The 26,848-nt window shown below is 71.7% G+C and carries 19 protein-coding genes; 6 read left to right on the top strand and 13 right to left on the bottom strand.

Going from position 1 to position 26,848, the window contains the following annotated elements:
• On the bottom strand, nucleotides 1–655 hold a 655-nt coding region (locus RYN42_RS11300; protein WP_315096157.1), incomplete at its 3' end, for an AtzH-like domain-containing protein.
• The gene (locus RYN42_RS11295; protein WP_315096155.1) at nucleotides 652–1,722 is read right to left on the bottom strand and encodes an acetamidase/formamidase family protein; all 1,071 of its coding nucleotides are present in this window, start codon (nucleotides 1,720–1,722) and stop codon (nucleotides 652–654) included. The genes RYN42_RS11295 and RYN42_RS11300, both read right to left, overlap by 4 nt.
• Nucleotides 1,723–1,751: 29 nt before the next feature.
• Here RYN42_RS11295 and RYN42_RS11290 point away from each other — a divergent pair, with 29 nt between their 5' ends.
• Nucleotides 1,752–2,432: a YoaK family protein gene (locus RYN42_RS11290; protein WP_315096159.1), complete on the top strand. Its 681-nt coding sequence runs from the start codon at nucleotides 1,752–1,754 to the stop codon at nucleotides 2,430–2,432.
• A 4-nt stretch (nucleotides 2,433–2,436) separates the two neighbouring features.
• On the opposite strand, the gene allB is transcribed toward RYN42_RS11290, so the two are convergent.
• The 3 genes from allB to RYN42_RS11275 are packed head-to-tail and all read right to left on the bottom strand — an operon-like array spanning nucleotide 2,437 to nucleotide 6,153.
• Nucleotides 2,437–3,774, bottom strand: a complete 1,338-nt coding sequence (gene allB / locus RYN42_RS11285) for an allantoinase AllB (protein WP_315096153.1) — start codon at nucleotides 3,772–3,774, stop codon at nucleotides 2,437–2,439.
• Nucleotides 3,775–3,802: 28 nt separating this feature from the next.
• On the bottom strand, nucleotides 3,803–4,555 hold the full coding sequence (locus RYN42_RS11280) for an aspartate/glutamate racemase family protein (RefSeq protein ID WP_315096151.1): 753 nt from the start codon (nucleotides 4,553–4,555) through the stop codon (nucleotides 3,803–3,805).
• Between the two features lie 2 nt (nucleotides 4,556–4,557).
• Nucleotides 4,558–6,153: an NCS1 family nucleobase:cation symporter-1 gene (locus RYN42_RS11275; protein WP_315096149.1), complete on the bottom strand. Its 1,596-nt coding sequence runs from the start codon at nucleotides 6,151–6,153 to the stop codon at nucleotides 4,558–4,560.
• Between the two features lie 175 nt (nucleotides 6,154–6,328).
• On the opposite strand from RYN42_RS11275, the gene RYN42_RS11270 reads away from it, so the two are divergent.
• On the top strand, nucleotides 6,329–6,940 hold the full coding sequence (locus RYN42_RS11270; protein WP_315096147.1) for a helix-turn-helix domain-containing protein: 612 nt from the start codon (nucleotides 6,329–6,331) through the stop codon (nucleotides 6,938–6,940).
• A 49-nt stretch (nucleotides 6,941–6,989) separates the two neighbouring features.
• On the opposite strand, the gene RYN42_RS11265 is transcribed toward RYN42_RS11270, so the two are convergent.
• Nucleotides 6,990–7,958 (bottom strand): ScyD/ScyE family protein, encoded by a 969-nt coding sequence (locus tag RYN42_RS11265; protein WP_315096145.1) that lies wholly within the window; start codon nucleotides 7,956–7,958, stop codon nucleotides 6,990–6,992.
• Between the two features lie 290 nt (nucleotides 7,959–8,248).
• On the opposite strand from RYN42_RS11265, the gene RYN42_RS11260 reads away from it, so the two are divergent.
• Both RYN42_RS11260 and RYN42_RS11255 read left to right on the top strand, forming a co-directional pair.
• Nucleotides 8,249–10,834: an ATP-dependent Clp protease ATP-binding subunit gene (locus tag RYN42_RS11260; RefSeq protein ID WP_315096143.1), complete on the top strand. Its 2,586-nt coding sequence runs from the start codon at nucleotides 8,249–8,251 to the stop codon at nucleotides 10,832–10,834.
• A 440-nt stretch (nucleotides 10,835–11,274) separates the two neighbouring features.
• The gene (locus RYN42_RS11255) at nucleotides 11,275–12,720 is read left to right on the top strand and encodes a serine hydrolase (protein WP_315096141.1); all 1,446 of its coding nucleotides are present in this window, start codon (nucleotides 11,275–11,277) and stop codon (nucleotides 12,718–12,720) included.
• Between the two features lie 2 nt (nucleotides 12,721–12,722).
• Here RYN42_RS11255 and RYN42_RS11250 read toward each other — a convergent pair whose 3' ends face one another.
• The 4 genes from RYN42_RS11250 to RYN42_RS11235 all read right to left on the bottom strand — a co-directional run bounded on the left by RYN42_RS11250 (nucleotide 12,723) and on the right by RYN42_RS11235 (nucleotide 20,821).
• Nucleotides 12,723–13,931, bottom strand: coding sequence for an MIR domain-containing protein (locus RYN42_RS11250; RefSeq protein WP_315096139.1), 1,209 nt, complete (start codon nucleotides 13,929–13,931; stop codon nucleotides 12,723–12,725).
• A gap of 124 nt (nucleotides 13,932–14,055) precedes the next feature.
• Nucleotides 14,056–16,644, bottom strand: coding sequence for a discoidin domain-containing protein (locus tag RYN42_RS11245; protein WP_315096137.1), 2,589 nt, complete (start codon nucleotides 16,642–16,644; stop codon nucleotides 14,056–14,058).
• A gap of 8 nt (nucleotides 16,645–16,652) precedes the next feature.
• On the bottom strand, nucleotides 16,653–18,041 hold the full coding sequence (locus tag RYN42_RS11240) for a DUF1996 domain-containing protein (RefSeq protein ID WP_315096135.1): 1,389 nt from the start codon (nucleotides 18,039–18,041) through the stop codon (nucleotides 16,653–16,655).
• 152 nt (nucleotides 18,042–18,193) lie between these two features.
• Entirely contained in the window at nucleotides 18,194–20,821 is a 2,628-nt protein-coding gene (locus RYN42_RS11235) for a discoidin domain-containing protein (RefSeq protein ID WP_315096134.1), read from the bottom strand.
• A 318-nt stretch (nucleotides 20,822–21,139) separates the two neighbouring features.
• Between RYN42_RS11235 and RYN42_RS11230 the strand changes: the two genes are divergently transcribed.
• On the top strand, nucleotides 21,140–22,252 hold the full coding sequence (locus RYN42_RS11230; RefSeq protein ID WP_315096133.1) for a LacI family DNA-binding transcriptional regulator: 1,113 nt from the start codon (nucleotides 21,140–21,142) through the stop codon (nucleotides 22,250–22,252).
• Nucleotides 22,253–22,470: 218 nt separating this feature from the next.
• On the opposite strand, the gene RYN42_RS11225 is transcribed toward RYN42_RS11230, so the two are convergent.
• From RYN42_RS11225 to RYN42_RS11215, 3 genes are read right to left on the bottom strand one after another with little or no spacing between them, the layout of a single operon-like run.
• Complete coding sequence (locus RYN42_RS11225) at nucleotides 22,471–23,781, bottom strand: extracellular solute-binding protein (protein WP_315096131.1); 1,311 nt, start codon at nucleotides 23,779–23,781, stop codon at nucleotides 22,471–22,473.
• Between the two features lie 45 nt (nucleotides 23,782–23,826).
• Nucleotides 23,827–24,735, bottom strand: coding sequence for a carbohydrate ABC transporter permease (locus RYN42_RS11220; protein ID WP_315096129.1), 909 nt, complete (start codon nucleotides 24,733–24,735; stop codon nucleotides 23,827–23,829).
• Nucleotides 24,728–25,669, bottom strand: coding sequence for a sugar ABC transporter permease (locus RYN42_RS11215; protein WP_315096127.1), 942 nt, complete (start codon nucleotides 25,667–25,669; stop codon nucleotides 24,728–24,730). The genes RYN42_RS11220 and RYN42_RS11215 overlap by 8 nt, the downstream gene beginning before the upstream one ends.
• Nucleotides 25,670–25,837: 168 nt before the next feature.
• On the opposite strand from RYN42_RS11215, the gene RYN42_RS11210 reads away from it, so the two are divergent.
• On the top strand, nucleotides 25,838–26,848 hold a 1,011-nt coding region (locus tag RYN42_RS11210), incomplete at its 3' end, for a LacI family DNA-binding transcriptional regulator (RefSeq protein ID WP_315096126.1).

Genomic DNA, 26,848 nt, shown 5'->3' with positions numbered 1-26,848 from the left:
GCACGGCGCCGTTGGCCGGGGTGCCGTAGTGCGGGTTGGCGCCCGCGAGGGAGTAGGCCAGCTCGTCGGTGCGGGCCAGGCCGCGGACCGACGCACCACCCTTGAGCAGGTCGAGCACCGCGGGCGCGTGCTCGCGCTCGCGGGCGGCCTCGCGCAGCCACGTCGGGTTGCCGGCGCCCACCCGGTAGCCGCGGACGGCGAAGACGTCCTTGACCGCCACGCGCAGCCCGAGCAGGGGCCCCTCGAACGCCCCCTGGTAGAGCGGGTCGCCGACCGTGCGCCACACGGACGTGTCGAAGCTCCGCGTGCGGCCGGTCACGTGCGCGGCGGTGATGCGCCACCGGCCCTCGGAGAGCTGCCACACCTGCGTCTGCAGCCCGGTGCCGCCGCCCTCGAATCGCGAGGTCGCGACGATCAGCCAGCAGTCCTGGGCCAGCCGCCGGAACTCGACCCTGTCCAGGACGCGGGGGGTGATGCCGCCGCGCGTGCCGCGGAACGCGCTGATGGCGTCGTGCCCCACGAGCAGCCCGTCGCCGTCGCCGCGGAGCGTCAGCGGGCCGGGCGCGAACGCGTCGTCCAGGGCCGCGACGTCGTCGGTCGCGAGCGCGCGCTCGTAGGCGTCGAACGCCTCCTGCAGGTCCGCGGGCAGGCTCATCGGGCCACCCGGTCGAAGTCCGCCACGCGGATGCGGGCGTGGACCCCGCACACCTGATCGACCACCTGCGAGATGTCGAAGTCGGCGGCGGCGGACAGGTACGCGTACGCCAGGTGCTCGTCGAGACCCCAGCGCGCCTGCAGCAGTGCGAGCGCGGCCCGCACGCACCGGCGCAGGGCCTCGTCCAGGTCGCGGTCGAGGCCGGTCGGCACCAGGTACTCGGGCGTCTCGACGAGCGGTCCGTCCAGCAGCCCGAACCGCGCGACCGCCTCGGCGGCGGGCACCACGTCGAACCGCAGCGTGACTCGCAGCGAGGCCTCCAGCGCGGTGAGCGCCACCTCGCCGTCCCCCTGCGCGAAGTGCGGGTCGCCCACGTAGGCGAGCGCACCCGGCACCTGCACGGGCAGGTACAGCGTGGAGCCCACCTGGAGCAGGTTGATGTCGATGTTCCCGCCGTGCGCGCCCGGAGGCACCGAGTGCGGCCGCTCGTCGCCGGCCACCGCGACGCCCATGATCCCGAGGAAGGGTGCGAGGGGGAACTCGATCACGCGCTCGCCGCCCTCGACCACCGGCAGGCAGCCCATGTTGTCCCGCACCGTCGCGAACACGCTCACGTTCCCCGGCCCGCGCGGCAGCTCACCGGCCAGGGCGCCGCGGCCGTGCCGGTTGGAGATGACCCCGTACGGCACCCGTGGGGTGGTCTCCAGCACGGTGATCGCCAGCAGGTCGCCCGGCATCGCGCCCGCGACGTGGATCGGCCCGGTCACCACGTGGGGTCCGTCCGCGGGGTCGCGCGTCAGGGTGGCGACGATCTCGACGGCGTCGGCGAGCACGTCCCGCGGGTCCACGCCGTGGCCGGTGAAGTACGCCAGGGGGTCGCTGCACTGGTCGTCCAGCAGGCCCTCGTGGCTCACCGTGTCGATGGTCACCTCGGTCCCGGGCTCGATCCGCAGGACCGGCTCGTCGGCGGCGCAGGGCAGCCGGCCCCACAGGACCGTGGCCGGCGTGGACGGCAGGTAGGCGGCTGCACGGATGTTGCCCGCGCCCGGCTGCAACGTTGCACTCATCGGTTCCGCACCCCCACGATGACGCCGTGATGACGACCTGGGACGACGCGCGCCGACACCTGGTGCTCATGCTGGCACTGACCTTCACCACGGGCATCGTCGACGCCGTCGGCTACCTGGGCCTGGACCGGGTGTTCACCGCGAACATGACCGGCAACGTCGTAATCCTCGGCATGGCGCTCGCGGGGGCCGACGACCTGCCGGTGGCCGGCCCGGCCCTCGCGCTGGCCGGCTTCCTGGCCGGTGCGGCGCTCGGCGGGCGGGTGCTGCGGACCGCCCCGGCCGGCTGGTCGGACCGCACCAGCGCCACGTTCGCGGCGACCGGGGTGCTCGCGGTCGGGCTCGGGGTGGGTGCCCTGCTGGCGCCCCCGGTCGAGGGCACCGTGTGGGCGCTGGTCGTGACCACGGTGCTCGCCGTCGCGATGGGGCTGCAGGCCGCGAGCGCGCGCCGCCTGGCCGTCAAGGACGTGACCACGGTGGTCGTCACGTCCACCCTGACCGGGCTCGCGGCGGACAGCAGGGTGGCCGGCGGGACCGGCGACAACTGGGCCCGGCGCGCGCTCGCGGTCGTGCTGATCCTGGTGGGCGCCGGCGTCGGGGCGCTGCTGCTGCAGGTCGGCGGCGAGCAGGGGGTCGGGGTGGGGATGCTGGTGGCAGGGGTGCTGGCGCTGGCGGCCGCGGCGCTCGGGCACCGGCACCGCGAGGCCTGACGGGTCACGCACGCGCGACCTCTGGCAGCAGCACGCGGCCGGTGCCCGGCGTCGTGACCTGCCCGTCCGCGACGACGACCCGCCCGTGCAGCCACACCGTCCGCACGGCGCCGGCCAGCGTGGCGCCGTCGTAGGGGGAGACCGGGTTGCGGTGCTCGAGGGCGTGCACGTCGACCACGCGCTCCTCGTCGGGCGCGAACGCGACCAGGTGAGCCGGGGCACCGACCGTCAGGGCGCCCGCGTCGAGCCCGGCGATGCGCGCGGGCCCCGTGGTGACCAGGGGCAGCAGCGCGTCCAGGGCGATCCCGCGTCGGCGCGCCTCGGTCCACACCACGGACAGCCCCAGCTGAAGTCCCGCGATGCCGCCCCAGGACAGCCCGAAGTCGGTGTTCTTCAGGTCCGGGGTGGACGGCGAGTGGTCGGAGACGATCGCGTCGATCGTCCCGTCCAGCACCGCCGCCCAGAGCAGGTCCTGGTTGGCGGCGTCGCGGATGGGCGGGCAGCACTTGAACTGCGTCGCGGCGGCCGGCACGTCCTGCGCCCGCAGCGCCAGGTAGTGCGGGCAGGTCTCGACGGTCAGCGGCAGGCCCTCGGCCCGGGCCGACCGGACCAGGTCGAGCGAGCCGGCGTCGGACAGGTGCAGGACGTGCGCGCGGGCGCCGGTGCGTCGCATCGCGTCGATCACCCGGGCGATCGCGTGCCGCTCGCTCACCGCCGGCCGGCTGGCCAGGAAGTCGGCGTACTGCTCGCCCAGCGGGCCGTCGCCGTGCAGGTCCGCCGGGTCCTCCGCGTGCACGACGAGCACGCTGCCGAGCGTGGCCACCTCCGCCAGCGCGGCCTCCAGCTGCGCGGGGTCGAGGTGCCCGAACTCGTCGACGCCCGACGGGGTGAGGAACGCCTTGAACCCGCGGACCCCCGCGGCGTGCAGGGGTGCGAGCGAGCCCAGGTTGTCGGGTACCGCCCCGCCCCAGAACGCGACGTCCACGGTGAGCTTGCGCGCGGTCGCGACCCGCTTGGCGTCGAGCGCGCGGACCGTCGTGGTGGGCGGGATCGAGTTGAGCGGCATGTCGACGAGCGTCGTCACCCCGCCCGCCGCGGCGGCACGCGTCGCCGACGTGAACCCCTCCCACGCGGTGCGGCCGGGCTCGTTGACGTGCACGTGGCTGTCGACCAGGCCCGGGAGCAGGACCTCGTCGTCGGCGAGCCCGACGACCGGGACACCGTCCGGCACCGGTCCGTCGAGCGCGGTGATCCGCCCGTCGGTCACGGCGACCTGCGCGGGCCGCCACGCTCCGTCCACCCAGGCGCGCGCGGCGCGGACCACGAGGTCAGGCACGGTCATGGCGGCTCCCGGGTGGTCGTCTGGTGCGTCAGGCTACGGGCACGCGCACGGCGGCGTGGATCTCGAAACCCGCCAGCAGCCCGGACATCGGCTTCGGCGGTGGCGACGCATACTCCCCGGCCGCCCCCGGCCGCAGTCCGAGGGTGACCAGCGACTGGGCGAGCACGGTCCCCGCGGCCACGCCGTCGACGACCGGGACCCCGACCTCGTCGGCGATCGCCGCGCACAGCGACGCCATCCCGGCGCAGCCCAGCACGATCGCGTCGGCCCCGTCTTGCTCGACCGCGCGGCGGCACTCGTCGGTGAGGCGTCTCTGCGCGCCCGGGTCCTCCAGCGCGAGCACCGGGATCTCGCAGGCGCGCACCGCGACGCACGCGTCGCGGAACCCGTACCGGTCCGCCAGCTCGCGGGCGCGGGCGCGGGTGCGGCCCAGCGTGGTGACCACGCTGAACCGACGGCCGACCAGGGCCGCGACGTGCATCGCGGCCTCGGCGATCCCGATCACGGGACCGTGCGCCAGCTCGCGGGCGGCGTCGAGACCCGGGTCCCCGAAGCACGCGACCACGTAGGCGTCGACCCCCTCGGCCTCCCCGAGCGCGACCTGCTCCAGCAGCCCTGGGACGGCCAGCGCCTCCTCGTAGTGGCTCTCGATCGACGCCGGCCCCATGGTCGGCTGGACGGCGTCGACGAGCGTGCCCGGGGCCGCCACCACCCGGGCGGACCGACCGACCAGGTCGGTCATCGCCCGGGTGGTGTTGGGGTTGATGACCCGGATGTGCATGCTCAGACCGTCACGCCCGCGCCGGTGCGCTCCGTCACGGTCCCGTCCGACACGTGCTCGTCGGACGCGTCCAGCAGCGGGATCTGGGGGTTGCGACGCTCGAGGAACACGAAGATCGCGTACCCGAGCCCGCAGCCGATGAACCAGCTGTAGCTGGCCACCCAGGTGACGTCGAACGCGCCCATGTCCGCGAACGCCTTGGGCAGCACCGCGGCCGCCACCGACACCAGCCCGGCCGAGATGACCGTGGCCACCGCGTTGCGGTTGTAGCCGCCCGAGTACCAGTACTTCCCGGTGGTCGACATGGTGAACATGTCGTCCACGTGCACCCGCTGCCTGCCGATCACGTAGTAGCCGGCGATGAGGATGCCGAACAGCGGACCGATCAGGGCACCCAGCACGCCGAGCGTGTAGTGGATCGCGGTCGCGTTGGAGTACCAGTTCCACGGGGTCAGGAGCACCGAGCCGACGGCGGCGATCATGCCGCCCATGCGCCAGCTGATCTTCTGCGGGGAGACGTTGGAGAAGTCGAACGCGGGTGAGATGAAGTTGGCGACGATGTTGATGCCGACCGTCGCGGTCACGAACGTCAGGCCGCCCAGCAGGATCGCGAACGGGGTGTCGATGCGCTCCACCGTGTGGATGGGGTCCGTGATGAGCTCGCCGAACACCGGGACGGTGGCCGACGCGCAGATGACGGTGAGCAGCGAGAAGAACAGGAAGTTCACCGGCAGCCCGAGGAAGTTCCCCTTCTTCACGGCCGTGAAGCTCTTGCCGTACCGGGCGAAGTCCCCGAAGTTCAGCATCGGCCCGGAGAAGTAGGACACGACCAGCGCGATCGCGCCCAGCATCACCGGGATCGAGGCCCAGAACCCCATGGGCGGCCCCGACGACAGGTTGAGCGAGATGTTGCTCCACCCCGCCTCGGACACCAGGTAGACCGCCAGCAGGATCATCACGACGTACACCGCCGGACCGGCCCAGTCGATGAACCGGCGGATGGTCTCCATGCCGGTCCAGAACAGCGCGGCCTGGGCCACCCAGAGGATCGCGTAGGAGATCCAGCCGAGCGTCGACAGGCCGACGAACGAGGTGTCGAGCAGGGCCTCGGAGCCGGGGACGAACTTGAGGAAGATGATGTTGAGCGCCTCGGCCGCCAGGAAGGTCTGCACGCCGTACCAGGCCACCGCGATGAGCCCGCGGATGATGGCCGGGATGTTGGCGCCCAGCACGCCGAACACCGCGCGGTTGATCACCGGGTAGGGCACGCCGGTCTTCTGGCTCGGCTTGGCGACGAGGTTGCAGAACACCTGGACGATGACGATGCCGACGATGAGCGCGACGAGCACCTGCCAGCTGGCGATGCCGAGCGCGAACAGGCTGCCGGCCGTGACGTAGCCGCCGACGCTGTGCACGTCGGACATCCAGAACGCGAAGATGTTGTACGACGACCAGGTCTGCTTCTTCAGCGGGGCCAGGTCCTCGTTGGTGAGCCGGGGGTCGTAGCCGGGTTGGATGGTGCCGGCGCCCGGGGGCAGGCCGGCGGCCTCGACGACGTCGTTCGGCAGCTCTGTGGTGTCGGGCTGTCCAGGGTTCATGGTGGTCCTCACGCGGGTGGGGTGGGGGTCGGTGCGTCCCTGGCCAGGGGCGATGGGCATCCCGTACGGTGAAGCGATGACTGAACGGTTGTGAATCTATTGCTTCACAACCCTGCGCCGGTTTCCGGTCTGTGAACTTTGGGCTTCATGCGTGAGTCGTGACGGAGGGTGCGCTGTGACAGCGGTCGACGAGGCGGGCAGGCTGCTCGACGCGTTCGACTCCGAGCAGCTCGGCGCGCGGCTGCGCCAGCTGCGGGAGGACCGCGGGCTGACCCTGCGCGAGGTCGGCCGACGCGTGGGCGTCTCCACCAGCGCGGTCTCGCAGATCGAGCGCGGGGTGCTGCGCCCGTCGGTGAACCGCCTCTTCGCGCTCGTCACGGCCCTCGACGCCAGCCTCGTGGACGTGTTCGGGGGGCCCTCGCTGACCGCGCCGCAGCCGGTCGCCGGCGGCTACGTGGTCCGGCGGGCGGTCGAGGCCGAGGTGGTCCGGCTGGCCGGGGGCGTGGTGTTCCGCCGTCTGTCACCGGGGCCCGCGCGCGACGTCGACTTCTTCGAGTCCACCTACCCGCCGGGCTCCACGGGGGCGGAGCAGAACGAGCTGCTCACGCACGTCGGCTACGAGATCGGCACCGTGACGCAGGGGGAGCTGACCATCGACTTCCCTGACGAGCGCGTGGTGGTCCGCGCCGGCGACACCGTCTCCTACGCGTGCGGCACCCCGCACCGGCTGAGCAACCAGAGCGACGCCGTGACCGTGGCCACGTGGGTGATCGTGCATCCCTCCTGAGCGCACGACGAGGGGCCGGGCGGCACCGCCCGACCCCTCGCGGGTGCACTCAGTGGTGGCCGTGCCTCCCGCCCAGGTCGACGGTCCACACCTCGCCGCCGAGCGTGACGACGTAGGCCGTGCCGCGGATGACCTGGAACGAGACCGGCTGGTCGAGCCCGTCGGCGACGACCTCGAGCGACCCGTGCCGACCGACCTCGTACAGCAGGCCCGTGTCCGGCGCCGCCGGCGAGCCCTCGGGACCGCCCAGCGGCCAGGTGCCCTGTGCCAGCGCGTACAGCCGGTGCCCGTGGCCGGCCTGGACGTCGAGCATCAGCGGCCCGCCGGACGCGACCTGCCTCGCCTCCGTGGACCGGGGGCCGAACGTGACGATCTTGCCGTCCTGCGGCAGGTGCGGGACCGGTCCGGACTGCGCCAGGTAGGCGCGCGCGCCGACGACGTCGAGGCCGGTCGGCACCACGTTCTCGAAGGCGATCTGGACCGCGATCGAGCCGTCGAGGCCCACCCGGTAGACGCGGTTGTGGTGGCCGTCGGTGACGAGGAAGCCGTCCTTGTACGCCTCGAACGCGTACTGCACGCCCGTCTTGACGAAGAACGAGCTGGCTGGGGGGTGCGCAGCAGCCCACGCTCCGAGGTCGGCCACGAGGGTGAAGCTGGTGGGGCCGTCCACCCGGAAGACGCCGTTGACCCCGGTGCCCCCGACCTCGGGGGTGACGAACGTGGTCAGCACGTAGGCCGTGCGACCGACGAAGGCCACGTCCGTCACGCCGGTGCCGTTGTTCGTCGGCAGGCCGCTGGCGAGCAGCGAGACGGCGCCGGTGCGCGGATCGATCCGGGAGACCTCGCCGCCCCCCTGCTCGGTCACGTAGAGCGCGCCGTCGGGGCCGACCGTGCTCCCGAACCCGCCGGACAGGCCACCGACGAGGAGCCGGGGCTCCCGGTCGGGAGTGGGCCGGTGCGCACTCGCCGTCGTCGGCGTGAGCACCAGCAGGAGAAGTGCTGCGAGCAGAGCAGTCATTCGTCGGGGACCCATAGGACCCCTCCCCTCGAGGACAACCGGGAGTCGTGCGGGTTCGGGTGGCCGAGGCGTCGTCGCCCCTGCTCGCCCGGGACGCCCATCGGGCACATCGACGCTAGACCCGGCCGCTCGGGCGATCCATGCCTCCGGGCAACCGGGGGTCGTCGTCACGCCTGCGGCGAACACGGGCAGTGAGGGCACCTGCCCGCCGTTAGCATCGAACAACGCCGCCCCGTCGTCCCCCGGTGCGCCAGCCAGGGGAGCCGGCACGCAGCTCGTGAGGAGTGCACATGTTCGAGAGATTCACGGACCGAGCCCGTCGCGTGGTCGTCCTTGCCCAAGAAGAGGCACGGATGCTCAACCACAACTACATCGGCACCGAACACATCCTCCTGGGACTGATCCACGAGGGTGAAGGTGTCGCTGCCAAGGCTCTCGAGTCGCTCGGCATCTCGCTCGAGGCCGTCCGCGCCCAGGTGCAGGAGATCATCGGCGAGGGCCAGCAGGCTCCGTCGGGCCACATCCCCTTCACCCCGCGCGCCAAGAAGGTGCTCGAGCTGTCGCTGCGCGAGGCGCTGCAGCTGGGCCACAACTACATCGGGACCGAGCACATCCTGCTCGGCCTCATCCGTGAGGGCGAGGGCGTCGCCGCCCAGGTCCTCAACAAGCTGGGCGCGGACCTGAACCGTGTGCGCCAGCAGGTCATCCAGCTCGTCTCCGGGTACCAGGGCAAGGAGCCCGTCGCCGCCGGCGGTCCGCAGGAGGGGCAGCCCTCGGGCAGCGCCGTCCTCGACCAGTTCGGCCGCAACCTCACGCAGGCTGCGCGCGACGGCAAGCTCGACCCGGTCATCGGTCGCGAGAAGGAGATCGAGCGGGTCATGCAGGTGCTGTCCCGCCGCACCAAGAACAACCCGGTCCTCATCGGGGAGCCCGGCGTCGGCAAGACCGCCGTCGTCGAGGGCCTCGCGCAGGACATCGTGCGCGGCGACGTGCCCGAGACGCTCAAGGACAAGCAGCTGTACACGCTGGACCTGGGCGCGCTCGTGGCGGGCTCCCGCTACCGCGGTGACTTCGAGGAGCGCCTGAAGAAGGTGCTCAAGGAGATCCGCACGCGCGGCGACATCATCCTGTTCATCGACGAGATCCACACGCTCGTCGGGGCCGGTGCCGCCGAGGGCGCCATCGACGCCGCGAGCATCCTCAAGCCGATGCTGGCGCGCGGCGAGCTGCAGACCATCGGTGCCACCACGCTCGACGAGTACCGCAAGTACGTCGAGAAGGACCCGGCCCTGGAGCGTCGCTTCCAGCCGATCCAGGTGGCCGAGCCCAACCTGCAGCACGCGATCGAGATCCTCAAGGGTCTGCGCGACCGGTACGAGGCCCACCACCGCGTGTCCATCACGGACGCCGCCCTGGTCGCCGCCGCCACGCTGGCGGACCGGTACGTCAACGACCGCTACCTGCCGGACAAGGCGATCGACCTGGTCGACGAGGCCGGCGCCCGCCTGCGCATCCGCCGCATGACGGCTCCCCCGGAGCTCCGCGAGCTCGACGAGCAGATCGCCGAGACGCGCCGCGACAAGGAGTCGGCGATCGACGAGCAGGACTTCGAGAAGGCAGCCCGTCTCCGCGACGCCGAGAAGCAGCTCGGTCTCAAGCGCGTGGAGAAGGAGAAGGCCTGGAAGTCCGGCGACCTCGACGCGGTCGCGGAGGTGGACGAGGAGCTCATCGCCGAGGTGCTGGCCAACGCCACGGGCATCCCGGTGTTCAAGCTCACCGAGGAGGAGTCCAGCCGCCTGCTCCACATGGAGGAGAACCTGCACAAGCGGGTCGTCGGCCAGGACGCCGCCATCAAGGCGCTCGCGCAGGCCATCCGCCGCACGCGTGCCGGGCTCAAGGACCCGAAGCGTCCCGGTGGGTCGTTCATCTTCGCCGGGCCCACGGGCGTCGGGAAGACCGAGCTGGCCAAGGCGCTCGCGGAGTTCCTGTTCGGTGACGAGGACGCGCTCATCCAGCTCGACATGTCCGAGTTCTCGGAGAAGCACACGGTCTCGCGGCTGTTCGGCTCGCCCCCCGGCTACGTCGGGTACGACGAGGGCGGCCAGCTGACCGAGAAGGTGCGGCGCAAGCCGTTCTCCGTGGTCCTCTTCGACGAGGTCGAGAAGGCGCACGCGGACATCTTCAACTCGCTCCTGCAGATCCTCGAGGACGGTCGCCTGACCGACTCGCAGGGCCGCGTGGTCGACTTCAAGAACACCGTCATCATCATGACCACGAACCTCGGCACCCGGGACATCGCCAAGGGCCTCATGACCGGCTTCCAGGCCGGCGGGGACCTGTCGACGTCGTACGAGCGCATGAAGTCCAAGGTCAACGACGAGCTCAAGCAGCACTTCCGGCCTGAGTTCCTCAACCGCGTCGACGACGTGGTCGTGTTCCCGCAGCTGTCCCAGCCCGAGATCTTCGCGATCGTCGACCTGATGATCGCCAAGCTGGCCAAGCGCCTGCGGGACAAGGACATGGACATCCAGATCACGCCCGCGGCCAAGACGCTGCTCTCGGAGAAGGGCTACGACCCGGTCCTGGGTGCACGGCCGCTGCGCCGCGCCATCCAGCGGGAGATCGAGGACGCCCTGTCCGAGAAGATCCTGTTCGGCGAGCTCAAGGCCGGTCAGCTGGTGATCGTGGACGCCGAGGGCGAGGGTCTGCTCGGGGAGTTCACGTTCCGGGGCGTCCCGCGCGGCGCGTTCACCTCGGACCCCGTCCCGGTCGGCGCCTCCGTGGGCACCCCCGGCTCGGGCACCGACCTGCCGGCGGCCGCTCCGGTCTCCACCATCGGCGACGGCGGCACGGGCACCCTGCCCCAGGTGGGCTGACCCCCGCACAGCACGCCCCGGTCCTCCTCTCGGAGGGCCGGGGCGTCCTGCTGTCCGGGCGGCCTCCGGTTGGGGCGCGTGTGGTGCCGGCTGGGCGCGGCCGGTGCGGCCCAGCTCGTCCGGTGCAGCCGAGCTCGTGCACTGCAGCCGAACTCGTCCGTTGTAGCCGAGCTCGTTTGTTGTGACTGACGAGTTCGACTCGAGGTGACGAGTTCGAGCGGGTCTGCCGCGGTGCCCGTCTGCGCGCCCGCGAGGACGTGCGTTCCCAGCGAGAACGGCACTGTGAACTGCCGATCTCGCTGACACGGCACGTTCTCGACCGCGGTAGGTGACGGACCGGGCGCGCGCCGGCCCGTGAGCTCGCGGCCCGGTGGCTGGGGCGCGCGCCGGACGGGTGGCCGCGGCGGGCCCGCGTGGGTCCGCGGTGGCAGGGTGGGGTCATGCCTGGACGCCGTCGACTGCCCCGATCCACACCCGAGGAGCAGGGGGTCGATCCGCGCGCACTGAGCCGGCTGGTCGACGCGCTCGCCGGGTGGCCCGAGCTCCACTCGCTCATGGTGCTGCGGCACGGGGTGGTGGTGGCCGAGGGGTGGGCCGCTCCGTACGCCCCCGACCGGCTGCACGAGCTGTACTCGCTGAGCAAGAGCTTCACGTCGACCGCGGTCGGGTTCGCCGTCGCGGAGGGGCTGCTCACCGTCGACGACCTGGTGCTGGACCACTTCCCGGCCCCTGCGCACCCGGACGAGAACCTGCGGCGGATGCGCGTGCGGCACCTGCTGACCATGACGACCGGGCACGCCGCGGACCCCACGGACCAGGTGTACGACTCGCAGGACTGGGTGGGCGTGTTCCTCGCGCAGCCGGTGGTGCACGAGCCCGGCACGTTCTTCGTCTACAACACGGCGGCCACCTTCATGCTCTCCGCGCTGGTGCACAAGCTCACCGGCCAGCGGCTGCTCGACTACCTGGCGCCGCGCCTGTTCGAGCCGCTGGGGATCGAGGGCGCTACCTGGCAGCAGTCGCCGGACGGCATCGACGTGGGCGGGTCCGGGATGTCGGCGACCACCGAGGACATCGCAGTGTTCGGGCAGCTCTACCTGCAGGGCGGCGTCTGGGACGGTCGGCAGGTGGTGCCCGCGGACTGGGTGGCGGAGGCGACGCGTCGGCAGGTGCCCAACGACGGCGGACCCGACCCGGACTGGGCGCAGGGGTACGGCTACCAGTTCTGGCGCGGCCGCCACGACAGCTACCGCGGCGACGGCGCGTTCGGGCAGTTCTGCGTGGTCCTGCCCGAGCAGGACCTCGTCGTCGTGACGACGTCCGGTGTGGCGGACATGCACCACCAGCTCGGCCTGGTCTGGGAGCACCTGCTGCCCGGGCTGTCCGACGCGCCCCTGCCCGCGGACGCCGAGGGCCGAGCGCTCCTGGCCGACCGGCTGGGCAGCCTGCGCCTGGACCCCCCGAGCGGGTCGCCGACCTCCCCGGCCGGCGCGCGCCTGGACGGCCGGACGATCACGTTCGAACCGAACGGGCTCGGGATCCGCAACGCGGTGCTCGAGGCGGGGCCGGAGCACGACCGGCTCACCGTCGACCACGGCGAGGAGACGGTGATCGTCACGGTCGGGCACGCGCAGCCGGCGCTGAGCCGCACCACGCTCAGGCGTCGCGACCCCGAGGACGCGCTGGTCAGCGGGACCTGGACCACCCCGGACACGTACGTGCTGACCGTGCGGTTCGTCGAGTCACCCTTCGTCCTGACGGTCACCGCAGCGGTCGACGGTGACGACGTCCTGGTGCGCAGCGCGATGAACGCGTCCTTCGGGCCGACGACGTCCCCGCCGCTGGTCGGCAGGCTCGTCGTGGACGAGGAGGTCTGGATCGGCTGAGGTCAGCTCAGCTCCAGGACCGTCCACCAGTCGTTGACGTCCCGACCGGGGTAGGCCGTGACCTCCTGCTGGCCCGCCGTCAGCCGGGGGTCGGTGGCGCGGTGGGAGTGCAGGGCGGCGTCGGTGGCGACGTGCACGAGGCGGACACGTGCGCCGGCGGTCCACGGGCGCTCGTCGACGACCTCGATCCGCCAGTCCGCCGTCGCGTCGGGCGTGTCGACGGCACTGACCTCCTGCTGGCCGCTCAGCGGCGAGGGGACACCCGCCGCGCTGTGCAGCCACCGGCCGGTGGACAGGTGCCGCAGCCGCACCACCGAGCCGTCCCGCAGCGCGGTGCCCGCCGCGGTCCCGCCGGTGCCGACCAGCAGCCAGCGGTCGTTGTCGTCGGAGCCGCCGAAGCAGGTCACCTGCTGGTGGCCGTCGGTGCCGCGGTGCGTGTACGGCCGGTCGTGGGAGTGCAGGGTGAGTCCCGTCCACACGTGCGACAGCTTGACGGTGTCGCCGGTGGACACCCGGTCCTTGACGTCCGGGGCGTTCCTGGTGAGCACCCGTGGGCGCCGGGGCGTGTAGTCCTGCACGAAGAACCCGCGCCAGACGTGCCCGTTCGAGGCCGTCCAGTCGCTCTGGCCCTGCTCGGAGGTGAGCGTCACGGCGCGGCCGGGGGAGTTGTTGTCGTAGACCTGCACCGTGGTCCGGCCCGACTCCCGGTCCTGCTCGTAGCCGTACGCGATGACCTGGTGGTTGTGGCCCACCGAGGCCAGGTCGCGCGCGACCACCAGCCCGAGCACCACCGGGCGGCCGGCGTCGATCGAGCGGATCACCCGGGGGAGCTCCTCCTCCTTGGTCCACCGCCGCACGCCCTTGAACACCCACGTCTCGTCGTCGGAGTGCATGGACCACGTGACGAACTTGGCCGCGGAGCCGGTGAAGAACGAGTCGCGCAGCCGCTGCGTGAACAGGCGGGCCAGCCAGTGGCTGTCCGGGGGCACGCGGGAGGGCGCCCAGAGGTCGGCCCGCCACCGCGGCGCCGGCTGCCCGGCCAGGAAGTAGTCGAGCGACACGTACGCCATGCCGCCGCAGCGGCCGGCCGTGGTGATCTTGGCGCCGTTGGGCAGCGTGAGCACCTCGTTGACGAACGCGTTGGGGAACGCGAACCCGTGCGCCTCCGGGTCGAACGCGACCGCCCCACGGATCAGGACCTGCTCCGGCATCGACGTCCCTCTCGTCCTTCGAGCCCCCGTGTGGTCGAGGGTGTCATGAAGGAGCGCGCGGGGCGGGGTGAGATACGCCGACGGCCCCGGCTCTCGAGGAGCCGGGGGCCGTCGCCGTCGGAGGTCAGCCGCCGTAGCTGGCCAGGTACGCCGGGATCGTGGCCGTGCCCTGCGCCACGCCCCCGGTGTCGTTGATGACGTGCGCGATGATGCCGTTGCCGCCGAGCGACACCGTCAGGATGTTGTGGAACCTGACGCCCGGCTTGACCGGCACCTGGAACCCGCTGTCGACGACGATGCTCGGGTCGACGTTGAAGAAGCTGTACACGCCGCCGCCCCACAGCTCGTGGGTGTTGACAGCGTCGGCCACCCGGTAGCCCGCGTAGCCGCGACGGGTGCCGTTCTGCCACGCCGCCTGGTTCGGCACGTCGTACGGCAGCTCGTTCTGGTAGAAGATCGTCCGCCCGCGGTCGCCGTTCCAGAGGGTGTTCTCCTTCTGGTAGTGCTCGACGAACAGCCCCAGCCCCAGGACGTCGTTGCCGTTGACGACGAGGCCGTACGCGGACGGGTTCTCGTTCCAGCCGACCCCGGCTCCGTGGTCGCCGCGCCACGACCAGATGTGGTCGACGATCGTGTCGTCGGAGTTGACGACGATGGCCGAGGTCACCTTGCCGGGGATCCGCCCACCGACGCGGACGAACACGTCGTGCAGCGAGACCGGGTTCGCGGCGCGGTCGGTGTGGTTGCCGGCCAACCCCACCTCGAGCATCGCCGGTGAGTTGACGACACCGGCGTCGAACAGGACGCCGGCGATCCGGACGCCGTTGACGTCGCCGACCCTCATGGCCGTCTGACCGGCCGTCGGGACGATCGTCGCGTAGCCGAGGCCGAGCACCACGGTGTCCGGACGGGTGACGTCGATCGTCTTGTCCAGGGTGTAGATCCCCGGGGTGAGCAGCAGGTGCAGGCCCTGCGCAAGCGCGGCGTTGATGCGGTCCGCACTGTCACCGGGCTTGGCGACGTAGAACTGGCTCAGCGGGATCGACGTGCCCGGCGTGTTCGGCCACGAGACGCCGCGCGCGTTGACGCGGCTGGACGGGACGAACACCGACAGCGACTGCCACGTCGTGCCCGTGCCCGACTGGTACAGGTACGGCTTCTCGCGGCTGATCGGCGTGGTGTCGAGCACCGTGTGCGACGGGTTCGGGAAGCTCGGTGCCGGGGAGCCGGTCACGCCCGAGAACACCATGTTCCAGACCGAGCCCTCCCAGCGGCCCAGCGCTGAGTCGCGGGTGTACCACTGCTGCTGCGACGCCGACTTCATGGCGCCGTCGACCTTCGAGTCCGCCGCGAAGCCGCCCGAGGCCCAGCCGTACGACGACGGGAAGACTGCGAGGTCGCCCGCCACGTGGATGCGCCGCATGGGTGCCGCCTGCGAGACCGCCCAGCGGTTCTCCCCGGTGAACGGCGTGATCTTCAGGTTCTCCATCGAGCGCCAGAAGTTCTGCGTCGCGTTGCCGCCGAACCACTGCGCGTCGGCCCACACGCCGCCGGTGATGTTGACGTCGTCGGGGTTGCGACCCAGGCCGTTGATCGACGTGTTGAACCCGATGTGCGCCTGCACGTCGTAGGTGCCGGGGGCGAAGAGGAACTGGTCGCGGCGGGTGCCGAACTGCGCCTCCTCCTGGGCCGTGAACGTCTCGTCGAGCTTCGCCTGGATGGCGGCCTGCCCGGTGGTCGGCGTGAACACGTGGACGTTCGGGCCGAGGTCGCCGCCGCCGGGGATCGGGTCGGTGGTGGTGGAGCCGGTGCTGATCTGGACCTCCCAGAGCGAGTAGCCGTAGCCGGTGCCCCGGGTGGTCAGGTCGAGCCGGACGTAGCGCGCGGTCGCGGCGACGTCGATCGTCTGCACGCCGCCCGTGCCGTTGGTGACCGTAGCCGCCGTCGCCCACGTCGTGCCCGTCGAGGACGTCTGGACGCGGAACGCCTTGCCGTACGCGCCCTCCCAGCGGAGCGTCACCTTGCAGATGCTCTGCGCCGAGCCGAGGTCGACCTGCCACCACTGCGGGTCCGCGAACGTGCTGGACCAGCGGGTGCCGAGGTTGCCGTCGACCGCCGCGCTCGCGGGCGTGCCACCGTTCTCGGTGGTCGACGCGGTGGCCGTCTTGCCCTGCGCCACGTTGTCGGAGCCGCACGCGGGCGGCGTGACGGTCCCGGTGGTGCCGAACACCTGGAGCTCCCACAGCGAGTAGCCATAGCCGGTCCCGCGGGCGGTCAGGTTCAGCCGCACGTACCGGGCGGTGCCGGTGACGGCCACGTCCTGCGTACCGCCGGTGCCGTTGGTGATCGTGGCGGCCGTGGACCAGGACGTGCCGTCGGTGGACGTCTGAACCGTGAACGCCTTGCCGTACGCCGCCTCCCACACGAGGGTCAGGTGGTCGAGGGTCGCCGCCTGGCCGAGGTCGACCTGGATCGACTGGGGATCGGCGGGCAGGCTCGCCCACCGGGTGGCCGCGTTGCCGTCGACGGCGTAGCGGGCCGGGGTGTAGTCGGCGTTCTCCGTCGACGACGCCGTGACGGTCTTGCCCTGCGACAGGTTGACGGGTGCGGCGTTCGCGGCGGTGGCGGCCGTGATGGCCCCGACCGCGACGACGCCGGCCGCGAGGACCGCGGCGGTCCAGGCTCGCGCCCGGGAGTGGACAGGGGTGTGCATGGGAGTCCTCACGGGATCAGCTGGTAGTCGGCGTCCAGGACCGCACCGGCCCAGGGCTTGTACAGGTCGTAGCCGCGCGGGTTGCACTGCAGGCCGCCGTTGATGCAGTGCTCGGTCAGCGCCTGGAGCACGGCCGGGTCCCACGCGTTGAAGAAGTCGTAGTGGAACGAGAAGCCGCGACCGCTCGAGAACCGGACGTCCGACAGGTTGCCGTCCACCGGCCAGGAGAGCTTGAACTCGATCATCGGCACCGCGACCGGGTGGCTGGCCGTGCACTCACCGTTCACCGGGTACGCCATGTGGCTCTTGTGGTTGGGGGAGTCGAGGTTGATCCCGTCCCAGCAGCTGGGGGCCTGGTAGCGGACGTTCAGCTGCGAGCCGACCGGGCAGCTCGCCGGGATGTCCCAGTTGAACGAGCTGTTCCCGCACTCGAAGCCCTCGACCGTGCCAGGGGCGGTCCGGAACTCCTCCTGCGTGGCCGTCATGCTGCCGACGAGGTAGCGCAGGCCCTGCGGGAACGGGACGACCTTCTTGTAGTCGATGATCCCGGCCTTGTAGTAGATGGTCTGCTCGTTGCTGGCGACCACCTTGGTGTCCCCGCGCATGAGGGTGGGGAACCAGTACGCCGACTCGTCCTGCGGCACGGTGCAGCTGGTGCTGTTGGCGGCCAGCAGCGACGCCGTGGTGGTGTTCGCGTTGGTCGAGCGGTTGCCGAGGAACGTGTGGCTGTGCGACGCGCCCGCCTGGCCCGGGTAGACGATCGGGTCGTCGTTGAGCGTGTGCGTCGGCGTGCAGTTGGCCTGGAACTCGTGGTGCGTCACCGACGTGTCGGCGCCCGGCGGGGCCGGCGGCAGCGGCTTCGGCGTGTGCGGGGCCGTCGTCGCGCCCCCCGTGCCGAGCACGGCGAGGTCCCACAGCGAGTAGCCGTAGCCGGTGCCGCGTGCCGTGAGGTTGAGGCGCAGGTAGCGGCCGGTGCCGGCGGCGGCGACCGTCTGGTTGCCACCGGTGCCGTTGGTGACCGTGGCGACCGTCGTCCAGGTGGTGCCGTTCGGGGACAGCTGCACCTGGAACGCCTTGGCGTAGGCCGCCTCCCAGCGCAGCTCCACCCGGTCGACGGTGGCCGTGCCGCCGAGGTCGACCTGGATCCACTGGGCGTCGGAGAACTGGCTGGCCCAGCGGGTGCCGTTGTTGCCGTCGACGGCCTTGGACGCGGTGAAGTCCGGGCCCTCCGCCGACGAGGACGTGGCGAGCTTGCCCTGTGAGATGTTGACGGGAGCGGCGCTCGCGGTGGTCGCGATCGCGACCCCGAGGCCGGTCGCGACGAGTACCGCGGACAGTGCTCCGGCCAGGACGGCACGGGCCTTGCGTGAGCGTGGCGCGTGGAGATGGGTGGGCATGAGGTCTCCTTCAGACGGTGTGCGGAAGGGACCCGAGGGTGGTGCGACGATGCACACGACCCTCAGGCGTCATCGGCTCTGTGAGGGGTTGGCCGAGGGTGGTGCCCGGGGCGGGTGGCCGCCCGCCCCGGGCACGTCACGAGGTCACGCCCTCAGGCGTAGACCCCGAGCTCGTACAGCGAGTAGCCGTACGCGGTCCCGCGGGCTGTCCCGTGCACCCGCACGTAGCGGGCCGAGCCGGCGGCGTTCAGGGTGTCCACGTTCCCGTCGCCGGCGGTCACCGTGGTCAGCGTCGACCAGGTCGAGCCGTCGTTGGACGTCTCGATGCGGTAGCCCTTGCCGTACGCGGACTCCCACACCAGCTGGATCGAGGAGAACGACCGCACGGAGCCGAGGTCCACCTGGATCCACTCGTCGTCGGCCCAGCTGCTGGCCCACCGGGTGGCGTAGCTGCCGTCGGTGGCCTGACCCGGCGTGAAGTTGCCGTTGTACGGATCGAACGACGACGCCGTCGTGGTGCGGCCCTGGGCGATGTTGGTGCCGCCCACCGCGGGCGGGACGACGCGGAACGACCTCGTCTCGACGCCCACGTTGCCCTTGCCGTCCTCGGCGAACACGTAGACCTTCCAGACGCCGAGGGTCTGCGGAGCCGTCACCGAGAACGTGCTGCCGCTGCGCGTGAACGTCGCCGGGGCCAGGCCGCCGGAGTCGTTCACGTACTTGCTGTTCAGCAGCACGTTGTAGGTGATGGGGTCACCGTTCGGGTCGCTCGCCGCGGCGTTCACGGTGAACGTCGAGCCGGCGACGACGGCAGCGCTGTTGGCCACGGTCATCGAGCTGAACGTCGGGGGAGTGTTGACCCCCGCCGCCCCGGCCGAGCCGCCGTACGCCTTGGCGACGGCGTAGTACGAGAGCCGCTTGTTGTTGCCCGGCTTGACGTTGAACCAGATGCCGCCGAAGTCGCCCTCGTTGCCGTAGTGGAACAGCGTGGCGCCGAGCGCGACGCCGGGGTGTGCCTTGATGCAGTCCCACGCCCGCGTGTAGCCGGCCGCGTTCTGCGCGTCGGTCCCCTGGTCCGGCACGCCGTTGGCGTCGTCGGGGACCTCCCACTCACCCGCCGGACCGCCCTCGGTGATGAGGTACGGCTTGGTGTAGCCGCCTGCGATCCACGTCGCCTTCGCGTCGCACACCGCGTTGTAGGCGTTCAGGCCGTACAGGTCCAGGTCGGGCGAGCTGGCCTTGTAGTACGGCCACGCGCCGGTCCAGGCGTCGGTCGACGTCACCGGGTGGTTGGGGTCGATCTGGTGGATGCGCTTGGCGGCGTCGTTGACGAACGTCGCGTAGGCGGTGCGCTGCGCCTCGAGCTCCGCGCCCGAGTAGCAGTTGCCGAGCCCGAGCAGGGACTCGTTGCCGACGTTCCACATGAGCACGCCGGGGTTGTCCTTGTACGCGGTGACCCAGGTGACGATGTCGTTCATCGAGCTGGTCTTGTAGGCGGTGTCCGTGACGTAGTTCGGGCAGCCGCCCGAGCCGGGTCCGCCACCGGGAGCCAGCCAGAAGCCGGCGACCGTCCGCATGCCCGCCGCCGCGGCGGCGTCGAGCAGGACCTTGGAGCCCGCGTCGGTGCCCCACGTGCGGATGGTGTTGACGCCCATGGCCTGGAGGTTGGCGGCGTGCTGCGGGAACTCGGCCGGAGCGGGGCCCCACGTCATCCCCTTGGTCACCCAGCTCTGGCCGTTGACCAGCAGCGACCAGCTCCCCTGGCTGCCCGCGATCCGGACCTTGCCGTCCGCGGGACCTGTCGGGTCCGTGGGGTCCGGCGTGGTGGTGCCGGTGGTGCGCACCGTCACCTCCCACAGAGAGAAGCCGTAGCCGGTGCCGCGCGTCTGCAGGTCGAGCCGCAGGTGCCGGGCGGTGCCCGTGAGTGCGATCGACTGGGTCCCGCCGGTGCCGTTGGTGATCGTCGACAGGGTGCTCCACGTGGTGCCGTCGGCCGACCCCTGGACCCGGAACGCCTTGCCGTACGCGCCCTCCCAGGAGAGCGTGACGTTGCAGAGCGCCTGGCTGGAGCCCAGGTCCACCTGCCACCACTGGTTGTCGGCGAAGGTGCTGGCCCACCGCGTGCCGGCGTTGCCGTCCACCGCGAGGCCCGCTGCGGTCCCCGCACCCTGCTCGGACGACGACGCCGTCGCGGTCTTGCCCTGCGCGACGTTGGTGGTGCCGCACGTGCCGGTCGGGGGCTGCGTCGTGCCGGGGGTGCCGTAGACCTGCACCTCCCACAGCGAGTACCCGTAGCCGGTGGCGCGCTTGGTGCCCAGGACCTGCACGTACCGGCCGCTGCCGGTGACGTCGAGGGTCTCCTTGCCGCCCTTGCCGGTGGTCGTCGTGTAGATGCTGGTCCAGGTCGTGCCGTTCGGGGACGTCCGGATCTGGTACCCGGAGCCGTAGGCGGCCTCCCAGCTGAGCACCACCTGGTTGACCTGGGCGGTCGCGCCGAGGTCGATGGTCAGCCACTGCGCGTCGGACGGCTGGCTGGCCCAGCGGGTCCCCGCGCTGCCGTCCACCGCGGCGGACGCCGGCGTGTAGTCGGCGTTCTCCACGGACGACGCCGTGACGGTCTTGCCCTGCGAGAGCAGCACCGGCTCGGCCTGCGCGGCACCGGCGGGGATGCCGATGCCGGCGGCGACGAGCGCGGCTGCGGCCAGGACGCCCAGCAGTCGCCGGCTGCGGCCGGGTGGTGGGGCGTTCCTGGTGGGGCGGTCGGTGGTGGTCGTGAACACAGGTGTCTCCTCCGGGGCTGGCCCGTGGCAGGGGACGCGAGGTCGGTCCGCAGTCGACCTCGTCGTCGATCCGGTGCGCGGGCGTGCAGTTCGTCGTTGAGCTGGTGCCGGTGCTGCGAGTGGGAGAGCGCTCTATCCCGTGGACCGAGGTGTGGGCGGTGCAGAACGCTGGGCTGGGTGGGTCTGGCTCCCGAAATGGGACGCTATACCTGTTCTCACCCGCGCGCATAGCCCCACCGACCGGAGAACGGGATGCCGTGACTCCCGGACGACCGAGGAATCCGCGAGAGCGCTCTCCGAGCCTGGTAGTCTGCGCGGATGGCAGACGACCCCGTCGAGGCGCCCCCGGAGGGCGTCCGCGCGGCCACCCTCGAGGCGACCCCGCCGAGGGGCGTGCCACGAGCGTCCGGCTCCGGCGCGCCCACGCTCGAGGACGTGGCGCGGGTCGCCGGCGTCTCCCGGGCCACGGTCTCGCGCGTGGTCAACGGCCAGCGCCGGGTCGCCGCGGAGATCCAGGCGGTCGTCCGGGAGGCCATCGCGACCACCGGCTACGTGCCCAACCTGGCCGCGCGCTCGCTGGTCACCCGGCGGACGGGCGCGGTGATCGTCGTGGTGTCCGGCGCGGAGGAGCAGGGGTCCCCGTCGACCATCGACTTCGCCGACCCGTTCTTCGGCCGCGTGGTCGGTGGCATGCTGCGCGCCCTGCGACCCCACGACGTCGACCCGATCCTCATGCTCGCCGAGACCGACTTCGACCGGTCGCGCGTGATCTCCTCGCTGCGCAACGGCAACGCGGACGGCGCGCTGGTCGTGTCCACCCGGGGCGACGACCCGATGCCCGCGCTGCTCGTCGAGGCGCGGCTGCCCGCGGTGGTGTTCGCGCGCCCCGGCCGGCCGATCCCGCTGAGCTTCGTCGACGTCGCCAACCGAGACGGCGCCCGGCTGGCCGCCGAGCACCTGGTCGCCCGCGGGTGCCGGCACGTGGCGGCCATCTCCGGGCCGCTCGACGTGCCCTCCGCGCAGGACCGGCTGTCGGGGTTCCAGGACGCGATGGCCCGGCACGGTCAGGCGTTCGTACCGACCGCCGGCGGTGTCTTCACGTACGAGAGCGGCGTCGCGGCGATGACCGCGCTGCTCGGGCAGTACGCGGACCTCGACGGGGTGTTCGCGTCGAACGACCTCATGGCGCTCGGCGCGATCGAGGCGCTGCAGACCGCCGGCCGCCGGGTGCCCGAGGACGTGCGCGTCATCGGGTTCGACGACAGCTCGGTCGGCGCCCTGTCCCGCCCCGCGCTCACCTCGGTGCGGCAGCCGATCGAGGAGATGGCGGCGGCGATGGCCCGCATCCTGCTGGACACCATCGCCGACCCGGGCCGCCGCGTCACGTCCACGATCTTCGAGCCCACCCTCCGCATCCGCGCCAGCGCCTGACCACCACCACCACCCAACGTCCGAGCAAGTGGCTGCCCGAGCGCGCACATCCTCGGACGCAACGGATGGCGGTTCTGGGACGTCCGAGCATCTGGCTGCCCGAGCGCGCACTTCCTCGGACGTCCGCATGACCGGGTGTGCGGGACGGTCGGGTCCCGGACGCAGCGACGCCCGCAGCCTCTGCGGAGACTGCGGGCGTCGCTCGTGGACGGGGTGGGTCAGCCGATCGCCGACTCGACCTCCGTCGTGAACTGCTTGGCGGCGTCGGCCGGGGTCAGGCGGCCGAAGAGCACCTCCTGGTTGATGCGGCGCGTGATCTCGGCGACCTGACCAGCGCCCACGGGCGGGACGGCGGGTCCGTCGACGATCTCGTCCTCGAGGTCGGCCAGGAACTCGGCGGCCTGCTTGTCGGTGGCCGAGAACTTCTCCTGCACGGCCGCGCGGACGTCGGTGTTGGCCGGGAGGCCACGGTCGGAGAGCAGGATCTCGCCGGCGGCGGTGTCGTTGAGCAGGAAGTCGACCAGCAGGGCGGCCTCGGTGGGGTGCTCGGACTTGGCGGAGACGGAGTAGAACATGGCCGGCTTGAAGTACATGCCGGTGCGCTCCTCCTCCGACTCGCCGGGGACGCGGAGCAGCGTGAGCTCCTTGCCCGAGGCGTTGGTGATGGCGGTCAGCTGGTTGGTCCAGAACCACGCCATCGCCCCGGTGCCGGTGGCGACGAGCGACTGCTCGGGTCCGCCGGCGTCGACCTCGACGGTCTTGGCGGCGTCGGGCTGACCGCCGCTGCTCTGCAGGTCGAGCGAGTACTGCCACCACTCGGCGAGCGTCTTCTCGTCGTACCCGAGCGTGCCGTCCTTCGTGTAGAGGGACTCGCCGCGCTGCCGGGCAAAGATCGAGAAGCCGGGCTCGTTGAACCCGTAGTCCTGGGCGCCGTAGACCGCCTTGCCGGTCTTCGCGGAGATCTCCTCGGCGATCTCGACGTACTCCTCCCAGGTCCAGGTGGTGTCGTCGGGCAACTCGACGCCGGCGGCGGCGAACGCGGTGGGGTCGGCGACGATCGCGTACGCGTTGACGCCGGTGGCCACGCCGTAGAGGGCGTCGTCGATGGTGCCGGACTCGAGCACGGCCTCGTCGATCTTCGAGGTGTCGACGTCCAGCTCCTTGACGTCCGCAAGCACGCCGCGCGAGGCGTACTCGTTGAGGAACCGCTCCTCCTGCGTCATGACGTCGGGTGCGTCCCCGCCGGCGACCGCGGTGCCCAGCTTGTCGAAGTAGCTGTTCCAGTCGGTGTAGTCGGGGACCACGGTGATGTGCGGGTACTTCGCCTCGAACGCGTCGAGCACCTGCTGGGTCAGCTCGTGGCGGGTGTCGGAACCCCACCAGGAGAAGCGGATCTCGACGGGCTCGGGGGGTCCCGACGAGGTCGGCGTTGCGGCGGGCGCGTCGTCGGACGCGCCGGCGCAGGCCGTGAGGGCCAGGGCTGCGACGGCCAGCAGGGCACCGACGCGGAGGGACGGACGGGGGCGCATGGTTCTCCTTGGGTTGACGAGGACGACGGTGTTCTCACAAGGCAGCTACTTGATGCCCGTCGTCGCGATCCCCTTGACCAGGTACTTCTGGCCGACGAGGAAGGCGAGGAAGACGGGGATGAGCGAGACGATCGACATCGCGAACATCGGGCCCCACGAGCTGACGCCCGTGGAGTCCAGGAACGTGCGGAGAGCGACCGGCGCGGTGTACATGTCCGGCCGGACGAGGAAGATGAGCTGGCTGAAGAAGTCGTTCCACGTCCAGATGAACGTGAAGATCGCCGTGGTGGCCAGGGCGGGCAGCGACAGCGGGAGCATGATCCGCAGGTAGATGCGGCCGTGCCCGCAGCCGTCCAGGCGGGCGGCCTCGTCCAGCTCCCGGGGGATGCCGCGGAAGAACTGGACCATGAGGAAGATGAAGAACGCGTCCGTGGCCAGCAGCTTCGGGACGATGAGCGGCAGGAACGTGTTGATCCAGTCCAGCCGGGCGAACAGGATGTACTGCGGCACGATGATCACGTGGATCGGCAGCATGATCGACATGAGCATGACCGCGAACCACAGGCGTCGGCCCCGGAACTCCAGGCGCGCGAACGCGTAGGCCGCCATCGAGCAGCTGACCAGGTTCCCCACCAGCGACCCGAGCACGATGACCGCCGAGTTCAGCAGGTAGCGGCTGAACGGGTACTGCAGCGCGTTCCAGCCCTGCGAGTAGTTGGTCCAGTCGACCTCGGTAGGGATCAGGCCGACGTCGCGGAAGATCAGCTCCGTGGGCTTGAACGAGCTCACCAGCAGCCAGATCAGCGGGTAGAGCATGAGCGCGCAGAGCGCGATGAGGCCCGCGTGCTTGAGCGCGGAGCGCCGGCGGTCGGGCCACGGGGAGCGGTGGCGGATCGGGGGAGCCTCAGCGGCCGCAGCGGCGAGGGGCGTGGGGCGCACTCGGACCTCAGTCATCGTAGAAGACCCAGAACTTGGAGGCGAAGAAGTTGATCAGGGTCATCACCGCGACGATGAGGACGAGCAGCCAGGCCATCGCGGAGGCGTACCCCATCTCGAAGGCCGTGAAGCCCTTCTGGTACAGGTAGAGCGTGTAGAACATCGTCGAGTCGGCCGGTCCGCCGGTGCCGCCCGAGACGACGAACGCCTGCGTGAAGCTCTGGAACGCCCCGATCACCTGGAGCACCAGGTTGAAGAAGATGATCGGCGTCAGCAGCGGCAGGGTGATCGACCGGAACTTGCGAAGCAGGCCGGCACCGTCGATCGACGCGGCCTCGTAGTACATCTCCGGGATCTGCCGCAGCCCCGCCAGGAAGATGATCATCGGGGCGCCGAACGTCCACACGTGCAGGATGACCAGGGTGCCGAGCGCGGTGTCCGGGTCGGACACCCAGCCCTTGCCCTCGACGCCGAACAGGCCGAGGAAGGCGTTCACCAGGCCGTCGACGCCGAACACCTGGCGCCACAGGATGGCGACCGCCACCGAGCCGCCCAGCAGGGACGGCAGGTAGAGGACCGACCGGTAGAACGGGAGGCCCTTGAGCCCCCGGTCGAGGACGAGCGCGAGCGCCAGGGCGGCGACCAGCTGCAGCGGCACGGCGGTGAACACGTAGGTGAACGTGACCCGCAGCGAGTTGAGCAGCCGGGGGTCCTCGAACAGCCGCGTGTAGTTCTCGAGGCCGACCCAGGACGGCGACTGCAGCAGGTCGTAGTCGGTGAAGGACAGGTAGCCCGACGCCACCATGGGCCCGATCGTGATGAGCCCGAGCCCCAGGAACCAGGGCGCGAGGAAGATCGCCGCGCTCTTGCCGTCGCCGCTGCGCAGGGGACGCCGAGGTGGCGTGCCCTTGGCGCCGCGGGCGGTCCGGCGCAGCTCTGTCACTACGGACATGTCGTCGATCACCTCACTGTGTTCGCCGTGGGGATTCGGTGAGAAACCGGTTCCTCGGTCGGTACCGTAGCACCGGGAGATGTGCTTGGGAACCGGTTTCCGGTGGTGTATGTTCGGCGCGGAGCCGCCCCCTCGTGGGTGGGCCGACGGTGACCGCGGGAGGCTGCAGTGACGCAGAACGGGTGGACGCGCAGCGCGTCGACCATCGCCGAGGTCGCGCACGCCGCGGGCGTGTCCCGGGCCACGGTGAGCCGGGTGATGAACGGACGCGCGACCGTGGACCCCGAGCTCGCCGCACGCGTCCGTGAGGTCGCCGAGCAGCTGCACTACCGGCCCAGCAACACCGCGCGCAGCCTGTCGCTCGGGCGCACCAACACCGTCGCCGTCGTCGTGCCGGACCTGGCCAACCCGATGTTCCAGCAGGTGCTGCGCGGGGTCGCCTCGGCCGCCGCGGAGGAGGGCTACCGGGTGCTCGTCGCGGACACCGCCGAGCACGCGGCCGACGAGGAGCGCATCGCCCTGGACGCCCGGCTGCGCTGCGACGCGCTCGTGCTGGTGTCCCCGCGTATGCCCGAGCAGACCCTGCGTGCGCTGCTGCCGGAGATCCGTCCGGTGGTGGTGGTCAACCGCGCCGCCGACGGCACCACCCCCACCCTCGCCATCGACTACGCCGCCGGCATCGACCAGATCGTCGAGCACCTCACCGGCCTGGGCCACCGCCATCTGCTCTACCTGGCCGGCCCGCCCGACAGCGCGTCGCACGGCGCCCGGCTCGACGCGCTGCGTGCCGCGGCCGCCCGCCGCGAGGACGTCCGGCTCAGCGAGCGGCCCGCGGGCTCCTCGGTGGAGTCCGGGTACGCCGCAGCGCAGGACGTGCTGGCCTCGCGTGCCACGGCGGTCGTCGCGTACAACGACCTGGTCGCGTTCGGGCTGCTCGCGCGGCTCAACGAGCTCGGCGTCGCCGTGCCGGGCGACGTGTCGATCACCGGCTTCGACGACATCGAGCTCGCGCGCTTCGCGACGCCGTCGCTGACCACCGCGACCGTCCCCCAGGCCGAGCTGGGCCGGATGGCCTGGGCGCACCTGCGCTCGCTCGTCGGCGGTGACCTGCTCGACCCGACGCCCCCGCTGGTCGCGCCGGTGCTCGCGGTGCGGGCCAGCAGCGGACCGGTTCCGCCC

Origin of the sequence: uncultured Cellulomonas sp., from assembly GCF_963527515.1 — a bacterium.
Classification (GTDB): Bacteria; Actinomycetota; Actinomycetes; order Actinomycetales; family Cellulomonadaceae; genus Cellulomonas.
Note: the sequence above shows the minus strand (reverse complement) of the source record. Positions and strands in the feature narration are given on the sequence as shown.

Coding starts and splice junctions, on each gene's coding strand:
- RYN42_RS11215 (WP_315096127.1), bottom strand. CDS start 25,669: ATGTCCGTAGTGACAGAGCTGCGCCGGACCGCCCGCGGCGCCAAGGGC.
- RYN42_RS11290 (WP_315096159.1), top strand. CDS start 1,752: ATGACGACCTGGGACGACGCGCGCCGACACCTGGTGCTCATGCTGGCA.
- RYN42_RS11250 (WP_315096139.1), bottom strand. CDS start 13,931: ATGCCGGAGCAGGTCCTGATCCGTGGGGCGGTCGCGTTCGACCCGGAG.
- RYN42_RS11295 (WP_315096155.1), bottom strand. CDS start 1,722: ATGAGTGCAACGTTGCAGCCGGGCGCGGGCAACATCCGTGCAGCCGCC.
- RYN42_RS11265 (WP_315096145.1), bottom strand. CDS start 7,958: ATGACTGCTCTGCTCGCAGCACTTCTCCTGCTGGTGCTCACGCCGACG.
- RYN42_RS11260 (WP_315096143.1), top strand. CDS start 8,249: ATGTTCGAGAGATTCACGGACCGAGCCCGTCGCGTGGTCGTCCTTGCC.
- RYN42_RS11245 (WP_315096137.1), bottom strand. CDS start 16,644: ATGCACACCCCTGTCCACTCCCGGGCGCGAGCCTGGACCGCCGCGGTC.
- RYN42_RS11255 (WP_315096141.1), top strand. CDS start 11,275: ATGCCTGGACGCCGTCGACTGCCCCGATCCACACCCGAGGAGCAGGGG.
- RYN42_RS11225 (WP_315096131.1), bottom strand. CDS start 23,781: ATGCGCCCCCGTCCGTCCCTCCGCGTCGGTGCCCTGCTGGCCGTCGCA.
- RYN42_RS11230 (WP_315096133.1), top strand. CDS start 21,140: ATGGCAGACGACCCCGTCGAGGCGCCCCCGGAGGGCGTCCGCGCGGCC.
- RYN42_RS11220 (WP_315096129.1), bottom strand. CDS start 24,735: ATGACTGAGGTCCGAGTGCGCCCCACGCCCCTCGCCGCTGCGGCCGCT.
- allB (WP_315096153.1), bottom strand. CDS start 3,774: ATGACCGTGCCTGACCTCGTGGTCCGCGCCGCGCGCGCCTGGGTGGAC.
- RYN42_RS11280 (WP_315096151.1), bottom strand. CDS start 4,555: ATGCACATCCGGGTCATCAACCCCAACACCACCCGGGCGATGACCGAC.
- RYN42_RS11275 (WP_315096149.1), bottom strand. CDS start 6,153: ATGAACCCTGGACAGCCCGACACCACAGAGCTGCCGAACGACGTCGTC.
- RYN42_RS11240 (WP_315096135.1), bottom strand. CDS start 18,041: ATGCCCACCCATCTCCACGCGCCACGCTCACGCAAGGCCCGTGCCGTC.